The 15,962-nt window shown below is 74.9% G+C and carries 17 protein-coding genes; 7 read left to right on the top strand and 10 right to left on the bottom strand.

Translation table 11 applies throughout. From position 1 onward, the window contains the following. Positions 1 to 85: 85 nt before the first annotated feature. Together ACIRG9_RS06680 and ACIRG9_RS06675 are read left to right on the top strand one after the other, a co-directional pair. The gene (locus ACIRG9_RS06680) at positions 86 to 373 is read left to right on the top strand and encodes a hypothetical protein (RefSeq protein ID WP_402851196.1); all 288 of its coding nucleotides are present in this window, start codon (positions 86 to 88) and stop codon (positions 371 to 373) included. A 9-nt stretch (positions 374 to 382) separates the two neighbouring features. Beyond that, positions 383 to 1,723, top strand: a complete 1,341-nt coding sequence (locus ACIRG9_RS06675; protein WP_402851194.1) for a cupin domain-containing protein — start codon at positions 383 to 385, stop codon at positions 1,721 to 1,723. Between the two features lie 35 nt (positions 1,724 to 1,758). Here ACIRG9_RS06675 and ACIRG9_RS06670 read toward each other — a convergent pair whose 3' ends face one another. The 5 genes from ACIRG9_RS06670 to ACIRG9_RS06650 all read right to left on the bottom strand — a co-directional run bounded on the left by ACIRG9_RS06670 (position 1,759) and on the right by ACIRG9_RS06650 (position 6,837). Further along, positions 1,759 to 2,421, bottom strand: coding sequence for a hypothetical protein (locus tag ACIRG9_RS06670; RefSeq protein WP_402851191.1), 663 nt, complete (start codon positions 2,419 to 2,421; stop codon positions 1,759 to 1,761). After that, entirely contained in the window at positions 2,418 to 5,090 is a 2,673-nt protein-coding gene (locus ACIRG9_RS06665; RefSeq protein ID WP_402851188.1) for an FtsK/SpoIIIE domain-containing protein, read from the bottom strand. The genes ACIRG9_RS06670 and ACIRG9_RS06665 overlap by 4 nt, the downstream gene beginning before the upstream one ends. Then, positions 5,083 to 5,970 carry a hypothetical protein gene (locus ACIRG9_RS06660; protein ID WP_402851186.1) on the bottom strand — a complete coding sequence of 296 codons (888 nt, stop codon included), beginning with the start codon at positions 5,968 to 5,970 and terminating at the stop codon, positions 5,083 to 5,085. The genes ACIRG9_RS06665 and ACIRG9_RS06660 overlap by 8 nt, the downstream gene beginning before the upstream one ends. A gap of 9 nt (positions 5,971 to 5,979) precedes the next feature. Next, positions 5,980 to 6,240 carry a hypothetical protein gene (locus ACIRG9_RS06655; protein ID WP_074473389.1) on the bottom strand — a complete coding sequence of 87 codons (261 nt, stop codon included), beginning with the start codon at positions 6,238 to 6,240 and terminating at the stop codon, positions 5,980 to 5,982. A gap of 213 nt (positions 6,241 to 6,453) precedes the next feature. Further along, the gene (locus ACIRG9_RS06650; protein ID WP_402851182.1) at positions 6,454 to 6,837 is read right to left on the bottom strand and encodes a hypothetical protein; all 384 of its coding nucleotides are present in this window, start codon (positions 6,835 to 6,837) and stop codon (positions 6,454 to 6,456) included. Positions 6,838 to 7,007: 170 nt separating this feature from the next. Between ACIRG9_RS06650 and ACIRG9_RS06645 the strand changes: the two genes are divergently transcribed. The 3 genes from ACIRG9_RS06645 (at position 7,008) to ACIRG9_RS06635 (ending at position 10,142) form a co-directional block, all read left to right on the top strand. Continuing rightward, a complete protein-coding gene (locus tag ACIRG9_RS06645; protein ID WP_402851179.1) occupies positions 7,008 to 9,551 on the top strand; it encodes an ATP-dependent Clp protease ATP-binding subunit in 2,544 nt (847 codons plus the stop codon). A gap of 67 nt (positions 9,552 to 9,618) precedes the next feature. Next, positions 9,619 to 9,792 (top strand): hypothetical protein, encoded by a 174-nt coding sequence (locus ACIRG9_RS06640; RefSeq protein WP_402851176.1) that lies wholly within the window; start codon positions 9,619 to 9,621, stop codon positions 9,790 to 9,792. Next, entirely contained in the window at positions 9,792 to 10,142 is a 351-nt protein-coding gene (locus tag ACIRG9_RS06635) for a DUF3140 domain-containing protein (protein WP_402851173.1), read from the top strand. The genes ACIRG9_RS06640 and ACIRG9_RS06635 overlap by 1 nt, the downstream gene beginning before the upstream one ends. A 48-nt stretch (positions 10,143 to 10,190) precedes the next feature. On the opposite strand, the gene ACIRG9_RS06630 is transcribed toward ACIRG9_RS06635, so the two are convergent. The 3 genes from ACIRG9_RS06630 to ACIRG9_RS06620 form a co-directional block, all read right to left on the bottom strand. Further along, on the bottom strand, positions 10,191 to 10,427 hold the full coding sequence (locus ACIRG9_RS06630; protein ID WP_402851171.1) for a hypothetical protein: 237 nt from the start codon (positions 10,425 to 10,427) through the stop codon (positions 10,191 to 10,193). A 19-nt stretch (positions 10,428 to 10,446) separates the two neighbouring features. Further along, on the bottom strand, positions 10,447 to 11,433 hold the full coding sequence (locus tag ACIRG9_RS06625) for a LysR family transcriptional regulator (protein ID WP_402851168.1): 987 nt from the start codon (positions 11,431 to 11,433) through the stop codon (positions 10,447 to 10,449). A 100-nt stretch (positions 11,434 to 11,533) separates the two neighbouring features. Further along, the gene (locus tag ACIRG9_RS06620; RefSeq protein WP_402851165.1) at positions 11,534 to 12,151 is read right to left on the bottom strand and encodes a hemerythrin domain-containing protein; all 618 of its coding nucleotides are present in this window, start codon (positions 12,149 to 12,151) and stop codon (positions 11,534 to 11,536) included. A gap of 159 nt (positions 12,152 to 12,310) precedes the next feature. On the opposite strand from ACIRG9_RS06620, the gene ACIRG9_RS06615 reads away from it, so the two are divergent. Both ACIRG9_RS06615 and ACIRG9_RS06610 read left to right on the top strand, forming a co-directional pair. Further along, positions 12,311 to 13,639, top strand: a complete 1,329-nt coding sequence (locus ACIRG9_RS06615; protein ID WP_402851163.1) for a M20/M25/M40 family metallo-hydrolase — start codon at positions 12,311 to 12,313, stop codon at positions 13,637 to 13,639. A 62-nt stretch (positions 13,640 to 13,701) separates the two neighbouring features. Further along, positions 13,702 to 14,355: a hypothetical protein gene (locus tag ACIRG9_RS06610; RefSeq protein ID WP_402851160.1), complete on the top strand. Its 654-nt coding sequence runs from the start codon at positions 13,702 to 13,704 to the stop codon at positions 14,353 to 14,355. A 305-nt stretch (positions 14,356 to 14,660) separates the two neighbouring features. On the opposite strand, the gene ACIRG9_RS06605 is transcribed toward ACIRG9_RS06610, so the two are convergent. After that, entirely contained in the window at positions 14,661 to 14,852 is a 192-nt protein-coding gene (locus tag ACIRG9_RS06605) for a DUF5703 family protein (protein WP_402851157.1), read from the bottom strand. A 91-nt stretch (positions 14,853 to 14,943) separates the two neighbouring features. Further along, complete coding sequence (locus ACIRG9_RS06600; protein ID WP_402851155.1) at positions 14,944 to 15,915, bottom strand: aldo/keto reductase; 972 nt, start codon at positions 15,913 to 15,915, stop codon at positions 14,944 to 14,946. Positions 15,916 to 15,962: the final 47 nt, after the last annotated feature.

The raw sequence follows: 15,962 nt of genomic DNA, 5'->3' as shown, positions 1-15,962 counted from the left end.
GTTAGAGATGATCGCGCGTGGGGTACCACCCGCCGCACGAGAAACCCCGGCGGACGACGGGGCGGGCACACCCGAGGGAGCATCCATGGCACTCAACGACGACGACATGCAGACCAGCGCCGGCGGCCCCGAGGGCCCGGCCGACGGTGGGGCTACTCCCGGCCAGCGGGACGGTGGCGCGGACGGCGGCGCCGACCGTGGCGCGGAGCGCGGGGCCGATCGGGGCGCCGACCGGGGCGCCGAGGGCCCGGCCGACGGTGGCGCCACCCCGGGCAAGCAGGACGGTGGCGCGGACGGCGGCGCCGAGGGCCCGGCCGACGGTGGCGCCACCCCCGGCCAGCACGACGGCGGCGCCGACGGCAGCGCCCGCTGACCGGCCGCCATGGCACACATCGACCCGCCGGGCGGCGACGGCCGCCCGGCGGTTCCGTCTTCCACAACCGCGACCACGACCGTGACCATGGCGACGCCCGCGGTCGCGGGCGTGAACACGACCCCGGCCGCGCCCACGGCCCTGGCCCGTTGTGCGGCCGTCGACCCCGCCAAGTTCGCCGCCGACCACTGGGGGCGCAGCCCGCTGCTGTCCCGGGCGGCCGAGCTGCCCAACCGGAACGGCTTCACCGACCTGTTCAGCCCCGCCGACGCTGACGAACTGCTCAGCCGGCGCGGCCTGCGTACCCCGTTCCTGCGGGTGGCCAAGGACGGCGAGCTGGTGCCGGCGGCGCGCTACACCGGCGGCGGGGGCGCCGGCGCCGAGATCGGCGACCAGGTCCTCGACGAGATGGTCCTCCAGCTGTACGCCGACGGCGCGACCCTGGTGTTGCAGGGCCTGCACCGGACCTGGCCGGCCCTGGTCGACCTGGCTCGCGACCTGACCGCCGCGCTGGCCCAGCCCACCCAGATCAACGCCTATCTGACCCCGGCCGGCAGCCAGGGCTTCGCCACCCACTACGACACGCACGACGTCTTCGTGCTCCAGGTCGACGGCCGCAAGCACTGGCGGATCCACCCGCCCGTGCTGCCCGACCCGCTGGAACGGCAGCCCTGGGGCGGGCTGGCCGACGAGGTGTCGGCCACCGCCGAGGGCCGGCCCGCACTGGACGTGGTGCTCGCCCCGGGCGACGCGCTCTACCTGCCCCGCGGCTGGCTGCACAGCGCCCAGGCACAGGAGTCCAGCTCCCTGCACCTGACCGTGGGCGTCCGGGCGCTCACCCGGTACGCCATGGTCGAGGAGCTGCTGGCCCTCGCCGCCGAGGAACCCCGGCTACGGTCCGGGCTGCCCCTCGGTGTCGACCTGGCCGACCCGGACGCCATCGAGCCGGAGCTGACCGAGACGGTGGAGGCGCTGCGCGACTGGCTGTTGCGGGCCGACCCGGCCGCGGTGGCCGCCCGGCTGCGGGACCGGGCCTGGCCGGCCAGCCGCCCGGCACCCATCCGGCCGCTGGCCCACGCCGCCGCGCTGGCCGCGCTGACCGCCGACAGCCGGGTCGGCCCCCGGCAGGGCCTACGCTGGCAGCTCACCCCGACCGGAGACGCCGGCCGGGTGGCGCTACGCCTCTTCGACCGCACCATCACCCTGCCCGGCACCTGCGAGCCGGCCCTGCGCGCCGTGCTCACCGGCGAGGTGACCCGAGTCGGCGACCTACCCGGCCTCGACGACGACGCCGACCGCCTGGTCCTGACCCGCCGCCTACTCAGAGAAGCCGTCCTAACCCCCGCCTGACACCCCGCCCCCGGGGTGGGGACGGGCGGGGCGGGTCAGCGGGTGAGGGTTAGGAGGAGGACGGTGGTCAGCAGGCCGGCGGCGATCACCACGGTGATCGGGCGGGGGGCCAGCACGGCGTGGCGGCGGTCGGCCAGCAGGCGGGCCGGTGCCAGCCCGACCAGCGGGCCGAGCAGCGTCACCACCAGCGCCAACACCGGCATCCCGACCGCCAGGTCCCCGCCGGAACCGGTGCCCAGCGCCCGCGCGGCCGCCCCCAGGGCGTACGCGACGATCGACCCGCCGACCCCGCAGCCCACCAGCAGCGGGTTCGCCGAGCCGGGCAGCTCGCCCCGCTGGCGGATCCGGTCCAGCAGGTCCCGCACCCCGTGCAGCCGGGGCACCGGGTCGCCGGTGGCGTCCCGGGCCGGTCCGGGCGGGTCGCCGAGCCGCCCGCCGGAACGCACCCGGGACCGTAGCTCCCCCCACAGATGGCCGGCCTCGGCGTCCACCCGGTCCACCAGCTCCCGAGCCTCGGCCGCCTCCGCCTCGGCCCGGCGGACCTGCTCGGTGGCCTCGGCCACGGCCCGGTCCGCGGCGGCGCACTGCTGCGCGTACCAGGTGTGCGCCTCGGTGCGCTGGGCGGCCACCCGGGTGGTCAGCTCGGCGAGCCGACGGAGCTGTGCCGCGTACGTCTCACTGGTCACCGGTTCGTTCATGAGGACGGACCATATGGGATGATCACCTGCCCGGTGCGGTGCACCGCCCGGTCGAAGTAGAGGCCCCGCCACGGGCGCGGATACCAGTCCGGCCCGCCGCTGCCCGGGTAGAGCGAGGAACCCAGCTCCGCGCCCTGCACGTCGAGCGCCACCCACGCCCCGATCTGGTCGGTACGCGCCGCCGGGCCGCCCAGGTCCGCCCGCATCCGGGCCACCCCCCGCCACCAGGCCAGCACGTGGGTCCGCCGTTCCGGCCCGTCGTGCAGGATCCGGCGCAACTGCTCCAGCCCGGTCCGCCGCCCCGCCTTCCCGGCGAGTTGTCCGGCCGCCGCGTCGACCGCGTACAGCAGCAGGTAGTGCGGGCTCTGCGGGGTGCCCGGCGCGCCGAGCCCGTCGCCCACCTCGGCCATCAGCTCGGGCACGGTCTCCTCGTCGTACCAGGCGGCGTCGTCGGCCAGGTCCTCGTAGAGGGCGCGGGCGGGCGGGTCGGCGTCCGGGTCGAGACAGGCGATCGAGAACCGGGCGGTGCCCGGCCGGTGCTGCCGGGCCAGGGAGCGGGCGGCCGCGTCCAGCACGGCGCACGCCTCGTCCACCCGGGTGCCGAGCACGGCGAGGTTCCGGCCGGGCGCCCGGGGCAGGCGCAGCGCCGCCGAGCGGGCCTGCACGTCGATGATCTCCCCGAGCAGGGCCACCGGACTGCGCGGCACCCCCTGCTCCGGGACGGCCAGCGCGCGGAAGTCCGGCGCGTCGCCGAGCCGCGGGATCGCGTCGCCGTCGAAGAGGCGGGCCGGGGAGGCGTCCTGCGGGCGCATCCGCCACAACCGGTGCTGCAACTCGCTCCACGTCTCCCAGTCGCCGGCCGACGGGATCCGCGCCACCTGGTTCCCCTCGACCAGCCCCGACTCGGCGTTGACCACCGCGTGGTGCCGGGGCAGCGACTGCGCCGCGTCGTTGCGTTCGGCCAGGATGCGCAGCGCCTTCGGCAGCGCGATCCGCAGGGTGAACTGGGCGACCAGCGCCGGGCGCCCCCACAGTGCCTCGATGCCGCGAACGTCCTGCGAGGCGAGCACCAGGTGGATGCCCTGCGAGCGGCCCCGCCGGGCCAGGTCCTCCAGCAGGTCGGCGGCCTCCCGGGCGACCACGTCCCGGCCGGCGAGCAGCGCCTGGAACTCGTCCACCACGGCCACGATCCGCGGCCAGCGCCCGGTCGGGTCCACCTCCCGCAGTTCGGCGAGCTTGGTGACCTCGTGCTTCTTGGCCGCGTCCGCCCGGCGGCGCAGCTCCTCGGCGAGGAAGCGCAGCAGGGCCAGGCCGAACTCCCGGTCGGTGTTGACGTTGATCCCGACCAGCCGCATGTGCGGCAGCCAGCTCGGGTCCCGCCGGCCCTGGGCGAACCGGGCGAAGGACACCCCCTCCTTGAAGTCCAGCAGATAGAACTCCAGCTCGGCGGGGGAGTAGCGGGCGGCGAGCGCGCCGATCCAGGCGAAGATCAGGTTGGTCTTGCCGGTGCCGGACGGGCCACCGATCAGTGCGTGCGGCGGATAGTCGCCGAGGGTCAGCAGCACCGGCCGGCCGTGTCGGCCCTCGCCGATCGGCGCGTTCAGCGCGTGCGCCGAGTCCTCCCGCCAGTACTCCTCGGGCGGCGGGAGCAGGTCGGTGAAGGGCGCCGGCGGGGGACCGGCGTTGACCCGGGAGGCCACCTCCCGGCAGGTCTCGGTGACCAGCCCGGCCGGGGGCGGCTCGTCGAGCACGACCGGCAGCCCGGCGATCCGGGCGTCGCCCGGCTCCACCGCGATCCGGGTCACCGTCGGGTCCTCCGGCACCGCCATGCCGCGTACCACCAGGTGCACGCCGCAGGCCGCCCCGGTGCGTACCACCCGGTCCAACTGGCCCCGCTCATGCCGGGACAGCTCGTCGCCGCCGAGCAGCACCGCCACCCGCCACGGCTCCGGCCGGCGGCCGGTCGCGGCGGCCAGTTCGCGCAGCGACGCGTACTCGCCGGCGAGCACGGTCTCGTTGATCCGGCGGATCTGCTCCACCAGGTCGTCCAGCAGCCGGCCCAGCCCGCCCGGGCCGACGAAGGTGAGCAGCCCGGCGGTGCCGAGCGGGGCGAACCCGGCCAGGCCGCCGCCGAGGTGCTCCGGGTCGTATCCGAACAGCCGGACGGTGCCCGGCTCGGCGCGTCCCAGCGAGCGCAGCAGCAGGGCCGGCACCAGCGCGGCGATGCCCTCCCGGTCACTGCCGGCCAGGTGCACGTGACCGGCGTCCAGCAGCGGCACCAGCGCCGGCACCGGTTCGGCGTCGGGGATGCGTACCGACCCGACGCGGACCACGCCGGGCAGCTCGGCCCGGTCGGCGGGGGTGACCCGCCACCGGTCCCACGCCGCGGACGCCGCGCCGGGCGCCTCCCGCTCCGCCGCCGCGGCGGCCCGCCGGACCAGCCCCGCGATCCGGGCGCTGTGTCGGGCATCGATCTCGGCCAGCCGGCCGTCGCGGGCCTCGCCCACCCGCTCGGGTACGGCCGCCGCGGCCCGCCGCACCCGGGCCAGCCGTTCCCGGCCGGCGGCCAGGTCGGCGTCGGCGTCGGCCAGCCGGTTCCGGGCCGCGCCGAGGGCCTCGGAGAGCAGGCCCCGGACCCGCGACACCAGTTGGGTACGGACGTCAGCCATGCGTACCCCGGGACGGTTCCCGTTCCTCCGCGTCCTTCGGCAGGTCACGCCCGAGCCGGTCCAGCAGCACCCCGGCGACCACCCCGGCGGTGACCGCCGGATCCGCGGCGTGCGGGTGCTCCTGGTCCTCGGCGCGGCGGGGCGGGGGCATCCGGCAGACCCGGGTGAGCAGGGTGTCCAGCACCGGCGGCGGTAGTCCCGGCAGCAGGTCACGGACCCGTCCGTCCAGCTCGCGGCGCAGCCGGCCCAGGTCGTCGGCGCGGGGCGGGTGCCCGAGCAACTCCCCGGCCAGGTCGCGCAGCAGCGGCGGGGCGACGGCCGCCAACCCCAGCCCCACGTCGGCGTGCGCCCGGCGCAGCTCGCGGTGCAGCCGGTCCCGGTCACCCGAGCGGATCCCGGTCACCACCCGGCGCAGCAGCTCCCGGGAGTCGTCGACCCGCTCGTCCGGCTCGTCCGGCGGGCCCTCCCGGCCGCCGGTCAGCTCCGCCACCCGTACCGACCACCAGCGCCGCGCCGTCGGCTGTTCGCCCTGCTCCGGTACGCCGCCCGGGGTCGGCGGCGCGTCACCCCGAGGCGCGTCGTGCTTCGGCCGCCGGCCGTCGGCCTGCGGGGCGGGCGCCCCGTCGGCGGCGAGCCCGATCGCGGCCAGGTACCCGGACAGCTGCTCCTGGGCCACCCGCAGCGCGTACCCGGCGGTCTCCGCGTGCTCGGTCGCGGCGGACAGCTCCGGCACGCCCATCGGGTCGGCCGACTCCTGCCGAACCCAGCGCAGCCGCTCGGTGGCCTGGCCGAACTTCTCGAGCGCCAGGGCGAGCTGGGCGAGCGGCAGCTCGTCGGCGGCGGCGCGGACCTGCGCGCCGATGTCCTCGACGATGGACACGGCCGGCCCCTAGAGGGTGGAGACGTAGAGCTGCGCCTGCTCGACCGCGACAAGTGTGGCGGCGAGGCACTCCTCGAGCTCCTGGCTGGCCTGGGTCAGCGACGCCTGGGCCGCCTCGACCGTCTCGTGCCCGCTGCCCTCCAGCGCGCCGGCCAGGGTCTGCTGCGCCTCGGCCAGCTTCTCGCCGGCCGCCTGCACGGCTGACTGCCCGTCACCTATCTGCTGGAGGGCGACATCGATGGCTGCCTTCAGCTCGGCGACGCTCGCCACGGGGACCTCCTGGGGGCGGGGAGATCTCCATTACATCCCATCCGGACGGGTGGACGAACATCCGCCCTCGCGGTATTTCTGCCCGGCTGCCCGATTACGGGGCTGACGTGCGCGGAGGCCCTCCGGCCCGGCCGCGCGGGGTCCCGCTCGCGAGTCACCCGGTCCTGTTCACGGGCCGCCCCACGTCGCGTACCTCGGGTCGGCCGGCGGCGCTCAGCGGTCCCAGGGCAGCCAACGCGGGCCGTGCACCTCGGCGCCCAACGCGCCCACCCGGGCCCGCAGCTCGCGGTCGGCGGTGACGACGACGCGGCGGCGGTCGGCCGCCGCCGCGACCAGCTCGACCATGGTGTCGTCGCCGGAACCGGGTGCGGCGACCACCCCCACCCCCAGCACCGCCGGTACGCCCCGCGCGGCCCCCTCCACCACCAGCACCACCTCCACCGGCGGTGGCAGCTCCGGCGCTACGCCTCCCTCGGCCAGCGGCACCAACGCGTCACGCAGCCGGGTCGCCGCCCCGGCCCGGTCCCGCCACCAGCCGTCCGGTCGCGAGCCCACCACGTTCGCCCCGTCGACGATCAGCAGCGCCCTGGTGTCCATGTCCCACAGCCTGCCACCGGGCCGGCCGCCATCCCGCGCCCGACCCGCCCGCGTTTGTCGCGCCGACCGCCGGGTAGCCACGGCCGACCGTGCCGCGCCAGTCGCCCCGGCGGCCGTGCCGCGCCAGGTCGTCTCGGTGATCGTGCCCGCCCGAGCAGCGGAGGACAGAGATGATGGGACCCGGTGACTTCGGCTCCGACCCGTGGGACGAGTTCCTGGCCCGGTACTTCGGCCGGGGCGAGGGGGGACGCCGGCCGGCGCACCGGGTCGACATCACCCGGCTGATGACCGCCGACGCGCGGGAGATGCTCGCCGACGCGGCCCGGCGGGCCGCCCAGAAGCACAGCAACGACCTGGACACCGATCATCTGCTGTGGGCGGCGCTGCAACGCGAGCCGCTGCGCGACCTGGTCCGCCGTGCCGGCGCCGACCCGGACGCCCTGGTCAACGCCCTCGGCGGGCGCGGCGACGGGGCGCCCCGGGGCGAGGTGCCGCCGAACCTGTCGCTCACCCCGGCGGCCAAGCGGGCGCTGCTCGACGCCCACCAGTTGTCGCGGGCGATGGGTGCCAACTACATCGGCCCCGAGCACATCCTGATGGCGCTGCCGCTGAACCCGGAGTCGCCGGCCGGGCGGATGCTCGCCGCCGGTCGGATCCAGCCCGAGTCGTTGCAGGCGGCCAGTGCGGAACGTGGGGGCAACCCGCGGCCGGACCGGGGCACCCCCACCCTCGACCAGTACGGCCAGGACCTCACCGAACTGGCCCGCATGGACCAGATCGACCCGGTGATCGGCCGGGCGGACGAGATCGAGCAGGCGGTGGAGATCCTGTCCCGGCGGACCAAGAACAACCCGGTGCTCATCGGCGAGGCCGGCGTCGGCAAGACCGCCATCGTGGAGGGGCTGGCCGAGCGGATCTGCGACGGGGACGTGCCGCAGACCCTGATCGGCAAGCGGGTGATCCAGCTCGATCTGCCCGGCCTGGTCGCCGGCACCCGCTACCGGGGCGACTTCGAGGAACGGCTGAAGAAGGTGATCGACGAGATCCGGGCGCACCGCGACGAGCTGATCATCTTCCTGGATGAGATCCACACCCTGGTCGGCGCGGGCGGCGCCGGCAGCGAGGGCGGCATGGACGCGTCCAACATGCTCAAGCCCGCCCTCGCCCGGGGCGAGCTGCGGGTGATCGGCGCGACGACGCTGGACGAGTACCGGCGCAGCATCGAGAAGGACGCCGCGCTGGCCCGCCGGTTCCAGCCGGTCTTCGTGCCCGAGCCGAGCGTCGAGGACACCGTCACCATCCTGCGCGGCCTGCGGGACCGGTACGAGGCGCACCACCAGGTCCGGTTCACCGACGAGGCACTCGTCGCCGCCGCCGAGCTCGCCGACCGGTACGTCACCGACCGCTACCTGCCGGACAAGGCGATCGACCTGATCGACCAGGCCGGCGCCCGGGTCCGGCTGCGTACCCGGACCCCCGCCGAGGACGTGCGGGAGCTGGAGCGGCAGCTCGACGAGGTACGCCGCAACAAGGACCAGTCGGTCGCCGACGAGCAGTACGAGCGGGCCTCCCAACTGCGCGACCGGGTGTCCGAACTGGAGGATCAGATCGGCCGCGCGAAGGGGGAGGGCGAGCCGGAGAACGTGCCGACGGTCGGCCCGACGGAGATCGCCGAGGTGGTCTCCCGGGCCACCGGCATCCCGGTCAACCAGCTCACCGAGGAGGAACGGGACCGGCTGCTGCGCCTGGAGGGACAGCTGCACGAGAAGGTCATCGGCCAGGACGACGCGGTCCAGGTGGTCGCCGAGGCGGTCCGGCGCTCGCGTACCGGCCTGGCCGACCCGAACCGGCCGATGGGCAGCTTCCTCTTCCTCGGCCCCACCGGGGTCGGCAAGACCGAGCTGGCCCGGGCCCTGGCCGAGGCGCTCTTCGGCGAGGCGGACCGGATGGTCCGGGTGGACATGAGCGAGTTCCAGGAGCGGCACACGGTCAGCCGGCTGGTCGGCGCCCCGCCCGGATACGTTGGCTACGAGGAGGCCGGCCAGCTCACCGAGGCGGTCCGCCGCCGCCCGTACGCGGTGGTGCTGCTCGACGAGATCGAGAAGGCGCACCCGGACGTGTTCAACATCCTGCTCCAGGTGCTCGACGATGGCCGGCTCACCGACAGCCAGGGCCGGACGGTGAACTTCAAGAACACCGTACTGATCATGACGAGCAACCTGGGCTCGGAGATGATCACCGGCACCCAGCGTACGGTCGGCTTCGCCACCGGAGCCCCCGGCCAGCAGGAGGCCACCGAGCTGCGGGAGCGGCTGATGCGTCGGCTCCAGGAGAACTTCCGGCCCGAGTTCCTCAACCGGATCGACGAGATCATCATCTTCCAGCGCCTGGAGGCGCAGCAGCTGCGCCAGATCACCGAGCTGCTGCTGGAGGAGACCCGCCGCCGGCTGCACGCCCAGGACATCCAGGTCGACTTCACCACCGCCGGGGTGGACTGGCTCGCCGAGCACGGCTACCAGCCGGAGTTCGGCGCCCGCCCGCTGCGCCGGGTGATCCAGCGGGAGGTCGACAACCGGCTCTCCCGGATGCTGCTGGAGGACCGGGTCTCTCCCGGGCAGCGGGTCACCGTCGACGCGCAGGACGGTCAGCTCTCCATCGAGGTGGCCGCGGGCGAGCGCGGCTACACCGCCGCCGCGACGTCCCATCCACGATGAGCGGCGTGGTGCCGTGCCGTCCGCGAAGCGCGGCCAGGTTCCATCCCCGACGGACCGGAGGGCGGGCATGACGGAACCCGAGGAGGCCCGGGAGGACACCGAGCGCAGCGAGCCGATCGTCGCGCCCCCGACGGCCAACCCGTCCCGGGTGAAGGTGCCGCCGGAGGGCCTCAAGCAGCACACCGACCAGGGTGAGGGCGACCCGACGCCGTCCGGGCCGCCGTCGGGAGAGGAGGCCTGATGGTACGCGAGCAGCGACTCGACCCCGAGGTCGAGGTGATCTGGGACGACTTCCACGCCGAGGTGAACGTCCCCTCCGAGAAGCTGCGGCAGTGGCTGCTCACCCGTGGCTCCGGGGAGGACGCGTTCGGGCCGAACCCGGACCTGGACCTGCCCGAGCCGGGCCGGCAGATCCTCGCCGTGCTGACCAAGCGCAAGGTGGATCTGACTCCGGAGGACATCGAGGTGATGCGGGACGCCATCGACCGGATCCGCGCGTTGACGGCGGAGCGGCCGAGCCGGGGCAACGCCGACGACGAGTGGCGGCACTCCCTGCTCGACCTCGGCCACGACGTGCTGATCGAACGCTGAGCCGGTCACCCACGGCACCCGGGACGCGTCCCGGGTGCCGTGGATCGGTCACTCCGATTCCATGCTGGGCAGTTGCAGACCGGCCGCGTCGGCGGCGGCCTGCCGGTCGGCGCGGGCCCGCTCCTCCCGACTGAGCAGGTTGGCGTACTCGGTGATGTCGGCGGGCTCGGGCACCTCCGGCAGCCGGCGCAGGAAGGCCTCCACGTCCTCGGCGGCGGCGGTGTGCACGGCGGCCGCCTGGCGCAGCAGCTCGCGCTGCTCCGCGGCGGGGTACAGATCAGTCATGCCGCCCTGATACCCGCGATCAGGCGCTTCGCACTCCACCGGCCACCGTCGCCTGCGCGCCGAAGTCGGGATGCCGCAGCAGCCAGGCCAGGTAGTCCGGATGGTTCGCCAGCGCGTCGGTGTACGCGGCCACCGCCGTCTCCAGCACCGTCTCGGCCACCCGGGCGGCCGGCGCGTCCGGGTGCCAGCCCAGCAGCAGCCGCCAGCGCAGCGGTGCCCCGGCCAGCCGGCGGGTGACCAGTCCGGCGGGCGGCCGGAAGGTGGCCTGGCAGAGCGCCACCCCCTCGCCCGCGTCGACCAGGTCCACGCAGCCGCGTACGTCCGTCTCGTAGACCTTGCGCGGGGTGAACCCGGCGCGGGCGCAGGCGGCGGCGAAGCAGTCACCGAAGCATCCGTCCCCCGGCGCGGCCACCCACTGCTCGCGCCGCAGGTCCGCCAGGCGCACCTCGTCGCGGTCGGCCAGCGGGTGGTGCTGCGGCAGGAGCACGAACACCGGGTCGACGGCCACCTCCCGCCAGGTCAGCCCGAACGCCGCCGACGGGCTGGCGTCCCCGCAGACCCCGGTCAACGCGAAGTCGAGCCGGCCGCCGGCCACCTGCTGGGCCAGCTCGTCCACCCACCAGGACGCGTACGTGGTGATCCCCACGTCCGGCCGTTCGGCGGCGAGCCGGTGCACCAGCCGGCCGAGGATCGGGCTGTTCACCCCGCCGAACCGGTACCGGCTCAGCAAGTCCCCCGCACCGGCCAGCCGGGCCGCCTCGTCCTGCAGGCCCTTCATCGCCGGGAGCAGCACCCGGGCCCGGTCCAGCACCAGTTCGCCGAGCGCGGTGGGGCGGGCACCGCGACGGTCCCGCTCGAACAGCGGGCCGCCGAGGACCCGCTCGATGCGCTGGAGCTGGGCGGTCAGTGCCGGCTGGGCCAGGCCGAGCGTCGAGGCCGCCTTGGTGACGCTCCCCGTCTCCGCGATCGCGCGGACCACCCGCAGGTGTCGCAGCTCCAGATTCATACGGTGACGGTAGGACCGTGGCCCGGTATGCGGAAGAGCCCGCACGGCATCGGCGTACCTGGATCGGTCGGCGCCCGGTCCGCGGTGGTTCGGGCCTGGCTCAGCGCGCCCGGCGCCGCGCCGGGTCCGACAGGCGGGTACGCCGCCCCGTCACCACGTCGCGGACCTTGTCCAGCACGCCCAGCGCCGGCTCGACGACCTTGTTCCACGGCGGGGTGGCCGGGGTGTCCGGGTGTGGCCGGGTCGGTGCCGCCTCCTCGGCGATCTCCCACCGGTTGCCGAGCCGGATCAGCTCGACCTCGGTGGCCACCGCACGCAGCCGCGTGACCAGCGCGGCGACCCGGTCGACGTGCCCGCCCACCCGATCGGTCAGGTCCGCCACCGCCGGGTCCTCCGGCCCGGACAGTCCCTTCAGGGCGGTGAGCAGCGCGGCGTCTGCCGCGATCTCCCGGTCCACCAGCTCCGCGCTCTCCGGCGCGGCGGCCCGCACGGCGGGGAAGAGGTACTGCTCCTCGGCGGAGAGATGCCGGGACAGCGCGGCGGTGAGCACGTCGAGCACCTCCCGGCGGCGGCCGGCCGGCAGGTCCGGCCCGGTGAGCCACCCGGCCAGGCCGAGCAGCGCGCGGTGCTCCCCGGCCACGATCTCGGCCAGGTTCCGACCGCCCGGCCGGTACGCCTCGTCGCCGCCGGGCGGCAGCGGCAGCAGGGGGACGCTCAAGATGACCTCCTCGACTGAGGCCGGCGGGGGGTCGCGGGGTCTGGCGTCCCGCCGGGCGGTGCGGGGACGTGTCAGCGGCGGTACCCGGACACACGATCCGCGAAACCACGTGGGGACGGGGGCGGGCCGACCGACACTGCCGGCTGGTATGAAGAAGCGATGACGAGCGACGCCGCCCCCGCCCGACCGGACCCCACCGACGAGGTCGTGGACCTCTGCCGCGATTTGCTGCGTATCGACACCACCAACACCGGGGACAACGACACCAGCGTCGGGGAGCGGCGCGCCGCGGAGTACGTCGCGGCGAAGCTCGCCGAGGCCGGGGTCGACGCGGAGATCCACGAGTCCGCGCCGGGCCGGGCCAACGTGCTCGCCAGGATCGCCGGCACCGACCCGGGGCGGGACGCGCTGCTGGTGCACGGCCACCTCGATGTGGTGCCCGCCGACCCGGACGAGTGGTCGGTGCACCCGTTCTCCGGGGAGATCCGCGACGGCTACCTGTGGGGCCGCGGCGCGATCGACATGAAGGACTTCGACGCGATGGTGCTCGCCGTGGTACGCGGCTGGCAACGCGCCGGGGTACGCCCGTCGCGGGACATCGTGCTCGCCTTCACCGCCGACGAGGAGGCCGGCGGCGACTACGGCGCGCACTACCTCACCCGCGAGCACCGCGGCGTATTCGACGGCTGCACCGAGGCGATCGGTGAGGTCGGCGGCTTCTCGTACTCCGTGAGCGAGCAGCAGCGGCTCTATCTGATCGAGACTGCCGAGAAGGGCCTCGACTGGCTGCGCCTGCACGCCAAGGGCCGCCCCGGCCACGGCTCGATGGTGCACGACGACAACGCGGTCGTCGCGCTCGCCGAGGCGGTCGCACGGATCGGCCGGCACCGTTTCCCGGTGGTCGTCACCGACACCGTGCGCGCGTTCCTGGCGGAGGTCTCCGAGGTCCTCGGCATCGAGATCGACCCGGACGACCCGGAGACCGCGATCGCCAAGCTCGGCCCGATCGCCAACATCATCGGCGCCACCATCCGCAACACCGCCAACCCGACGCGACTCGACGCCGGCTACAAGGACAACGTCATCCCGGGCCGGGCCACCGCCACCATCGACTGCCGCAGCCTGCCCGGGCAGTCGGAGCTGCTGGAGCGGCAGCTGCGTGAGCTGGTCGGCCCGGACATCGCCATCGAGTACATCCAGCGCCAGCCCGCACTGGAGACCACCTTCGACGGCGACCTGGTCGACGCCATGTCCGCCGCGCTGCGCGCCGAAGACCCGGGCGCCCGCCCGGTGCCGTACATGCTCTCCGGCGGCACCGACGCCAAGGCGTTCGCCCAACTCGGCATCCGCTGCTTCGGTTTCGCGCCGCTGCGGCTGCCCGCCGACCTCAATTTCTCCGGCCTGTTCCATGGCATCGACGAGCGGGTTCCACTGGACGGACTACAGTTCGGCGTGCGGGTTCTCGACCGGTTCCTCCGCAGCTGCTAACCGTGTCCGTCGCGTCACCGTCGGCGCGGATTTTTCCCCCATCGTGAAAGGGACTGCCTCACATGACCGACCAGCACGGTGAGCTGGACGCCGCCCTCGAGCGGGTGATCGACGCGGCCCGCGCCCACCTGGCCGCCGTCCGTGCCGCCCAGGGCCGGATCGACGACGACGCCGTCTGGCAGGCGTACGTCAACTTGAACAACGCCTCGTTCGCGTACGACGAGCTGCTGCTCGACGGGTTCGGCGAGGTGACCCCGTGGGACGTCGAGTCGATCGACCCGGACGAGGCCGACGAGCGCTTCGGCGCTGTCGAGGGCATCGAGGCCACCGACCCGCACCCGCGGGTCATCTCGGTGCGGCAGCGCCGCGACTACCGCGTACCGAGCGTCTCCGCCCTGATCCGGGTGGCCGAGGCGGCCCGCCGCGAGGGCACCCCGGAGGAGGACGAGCCGGCCCCGGTAGAGGGTGTCGGCGAGGCCGTGCTGGAGCTGCTGCAGAGCGGCGACGGCTCGCTCAGCGCGTTGGACGTGCCCGAGCTGGAGCCGCTCGACGGCCTGGTCATGGTCAGCGAGGTCGGCACCCCGGTCGACCTCGAGTCGTTCGACGACGACGACCCGCTGGGTCCGTTCCAGCCGGCCCCCGACGACCGCCTCGTCGGCCGGCTCGACGAGCACCCGTTCCTCGAACTCGACGAGGAGCACGACCACGCCCACTAGGGCCTGTGTCAAGCCCCTCGGTCGAGCCGAGGCGGAGTCCAGCCGGGCGTCGTCCGGGCCGGCCAGGGGCTTCGACACCAGCCCCGGGACGCGACCCACCGGTCCGCGTCCCGGGGCCCGACGTGGCCGCCGGTTCACTCCATACCGCGCCGGCCCGGCATCCAGAACGGCTCGACCACCAAGCGCTGCTCGGCACGGACAACCCGATGGTGCCCACTGCCGTTCGACGAGTGCCCGCACGCGCGCGAGCGGATCCTGGCCCGCATGCCGGGCCGCTGACCCGCCCGCCCGGCCAGGACGCCGTACTAGTAAGACAGGCCCGGCTGTGGCTGGTTGACCAGGCGGCGGCGCAGCATCACCTGCCGCGTGCCGTCCCGGTACAGCCGTACCCGGGCCAACTCCCAGCCGGAGAACTCCGCCTGGATCGCGAGCTGCGCCGCGGCGGTCAACCGATCGACGTTTGGGGGCAACCGCAGCGGCGCGTATTCGTAGTCCATGACCTCTATGCTGCCCAGCCCGGTGGCCGGCCGCCACCCTCTGCGGGTGACCCGGCTCGCGTGTCGGCCGCCCGGCGCCGGCGGGTCGGGCTCAGCCGTCCCGTTCGGGGTAGCCGATCGGCACCGCCGAGACGTCGTCCAGGGCGGTGACGATCTCCTCGGGCAGGGTCATCCGCTCCACCTGGAGCGCCCCGAGGAGCTGCCCCACGGTACGGGCGCCGAGGATCGGCGCGGTCACCCCGGGCCGGTCCCGGATCCACGCCAGTGCCACCTCCAGCGGTGACACGCCGAGGCCGCCGGCGGCGGTGGCGACCGCCTCCACGATGCTGGAGCAGCGGGGCTCCAGGTAGGGCGTGACGAAGCGCTCGAAGTGCGGCGACGCGGCCCGGGAGTCGGCCGGGCGGCCGTTGCGGTACTTGCCGGTGAGGACGCCCCGGCCCAGCGGAGACCAGGGCAGGACGCCCAGCCCCATCGCCTCGCAGGCGGGCAGCACCTCGCGCTCCACGCCCCGCTCCAGCAGCGAGTACTCCACCTGGGCGGCGACGATCGGGGCGCGCCCCGGCCAGGCGGCCTGCCAGGCGGCGGCCCGGGCGGTCTGCCAGCCCGAGAAGTTGGACACCCCGACATACCGGGCCTTGCCGCTGGCCACCGCGTGGTCCAGTGCGGTCAGGGTCTCGTCGAGCGGGGTGTCCGGGTCGTATCCGTGCACCTGCCAGAGGTCGACGTGGTCGGTGCCGAGCCGGCGCAGCGACGCCTCGAGGGTCCGCAGCAGGTGCCCCCGCGAGCCGTCCCGGCGGCGACCGCTGCCCGGCCGCAGCCCCGCCTTGGTCGCGATGAGCAGATCGTCCCGGGGGACCAGGGTGCCCAGCAGCGAGCCGATCACCGACTCGGCGTCGCCGTCGGCGTACACGTCGGCGGTGTCGACAAGGTTGCCGCCCGCGTCCAGGTAGCTTTTCAGCTGGGCGGCCGCGTCGTCGGCGTCGGTGTCACGTCCCCAGGTCATGGTGCCGAGCGCGAGCCGCGAAACCGCCAGCCCGCTTCGGCCGAGCGGTCGCTGTTGCATGGGTGAACCTTATTTCGAACCTCGCGTCACGGATATCCTCGCCCGGA

This window comes from Micromonospora sp. NPDC093277, assembly GCF_044765245.1.
In the GTDB taxonomy this organism is placed as follows: domain Bacteria; phylum Actinomycetota; class Actinomycetes; order Mycobacteriales; family Micromonosporaceae; genus Micromonospora.
The sequence above is the reverse complement of the archived record's forward strand: the minus strand, read 5'-3'. Positions and strand labels throughout refer to the sequence as shown.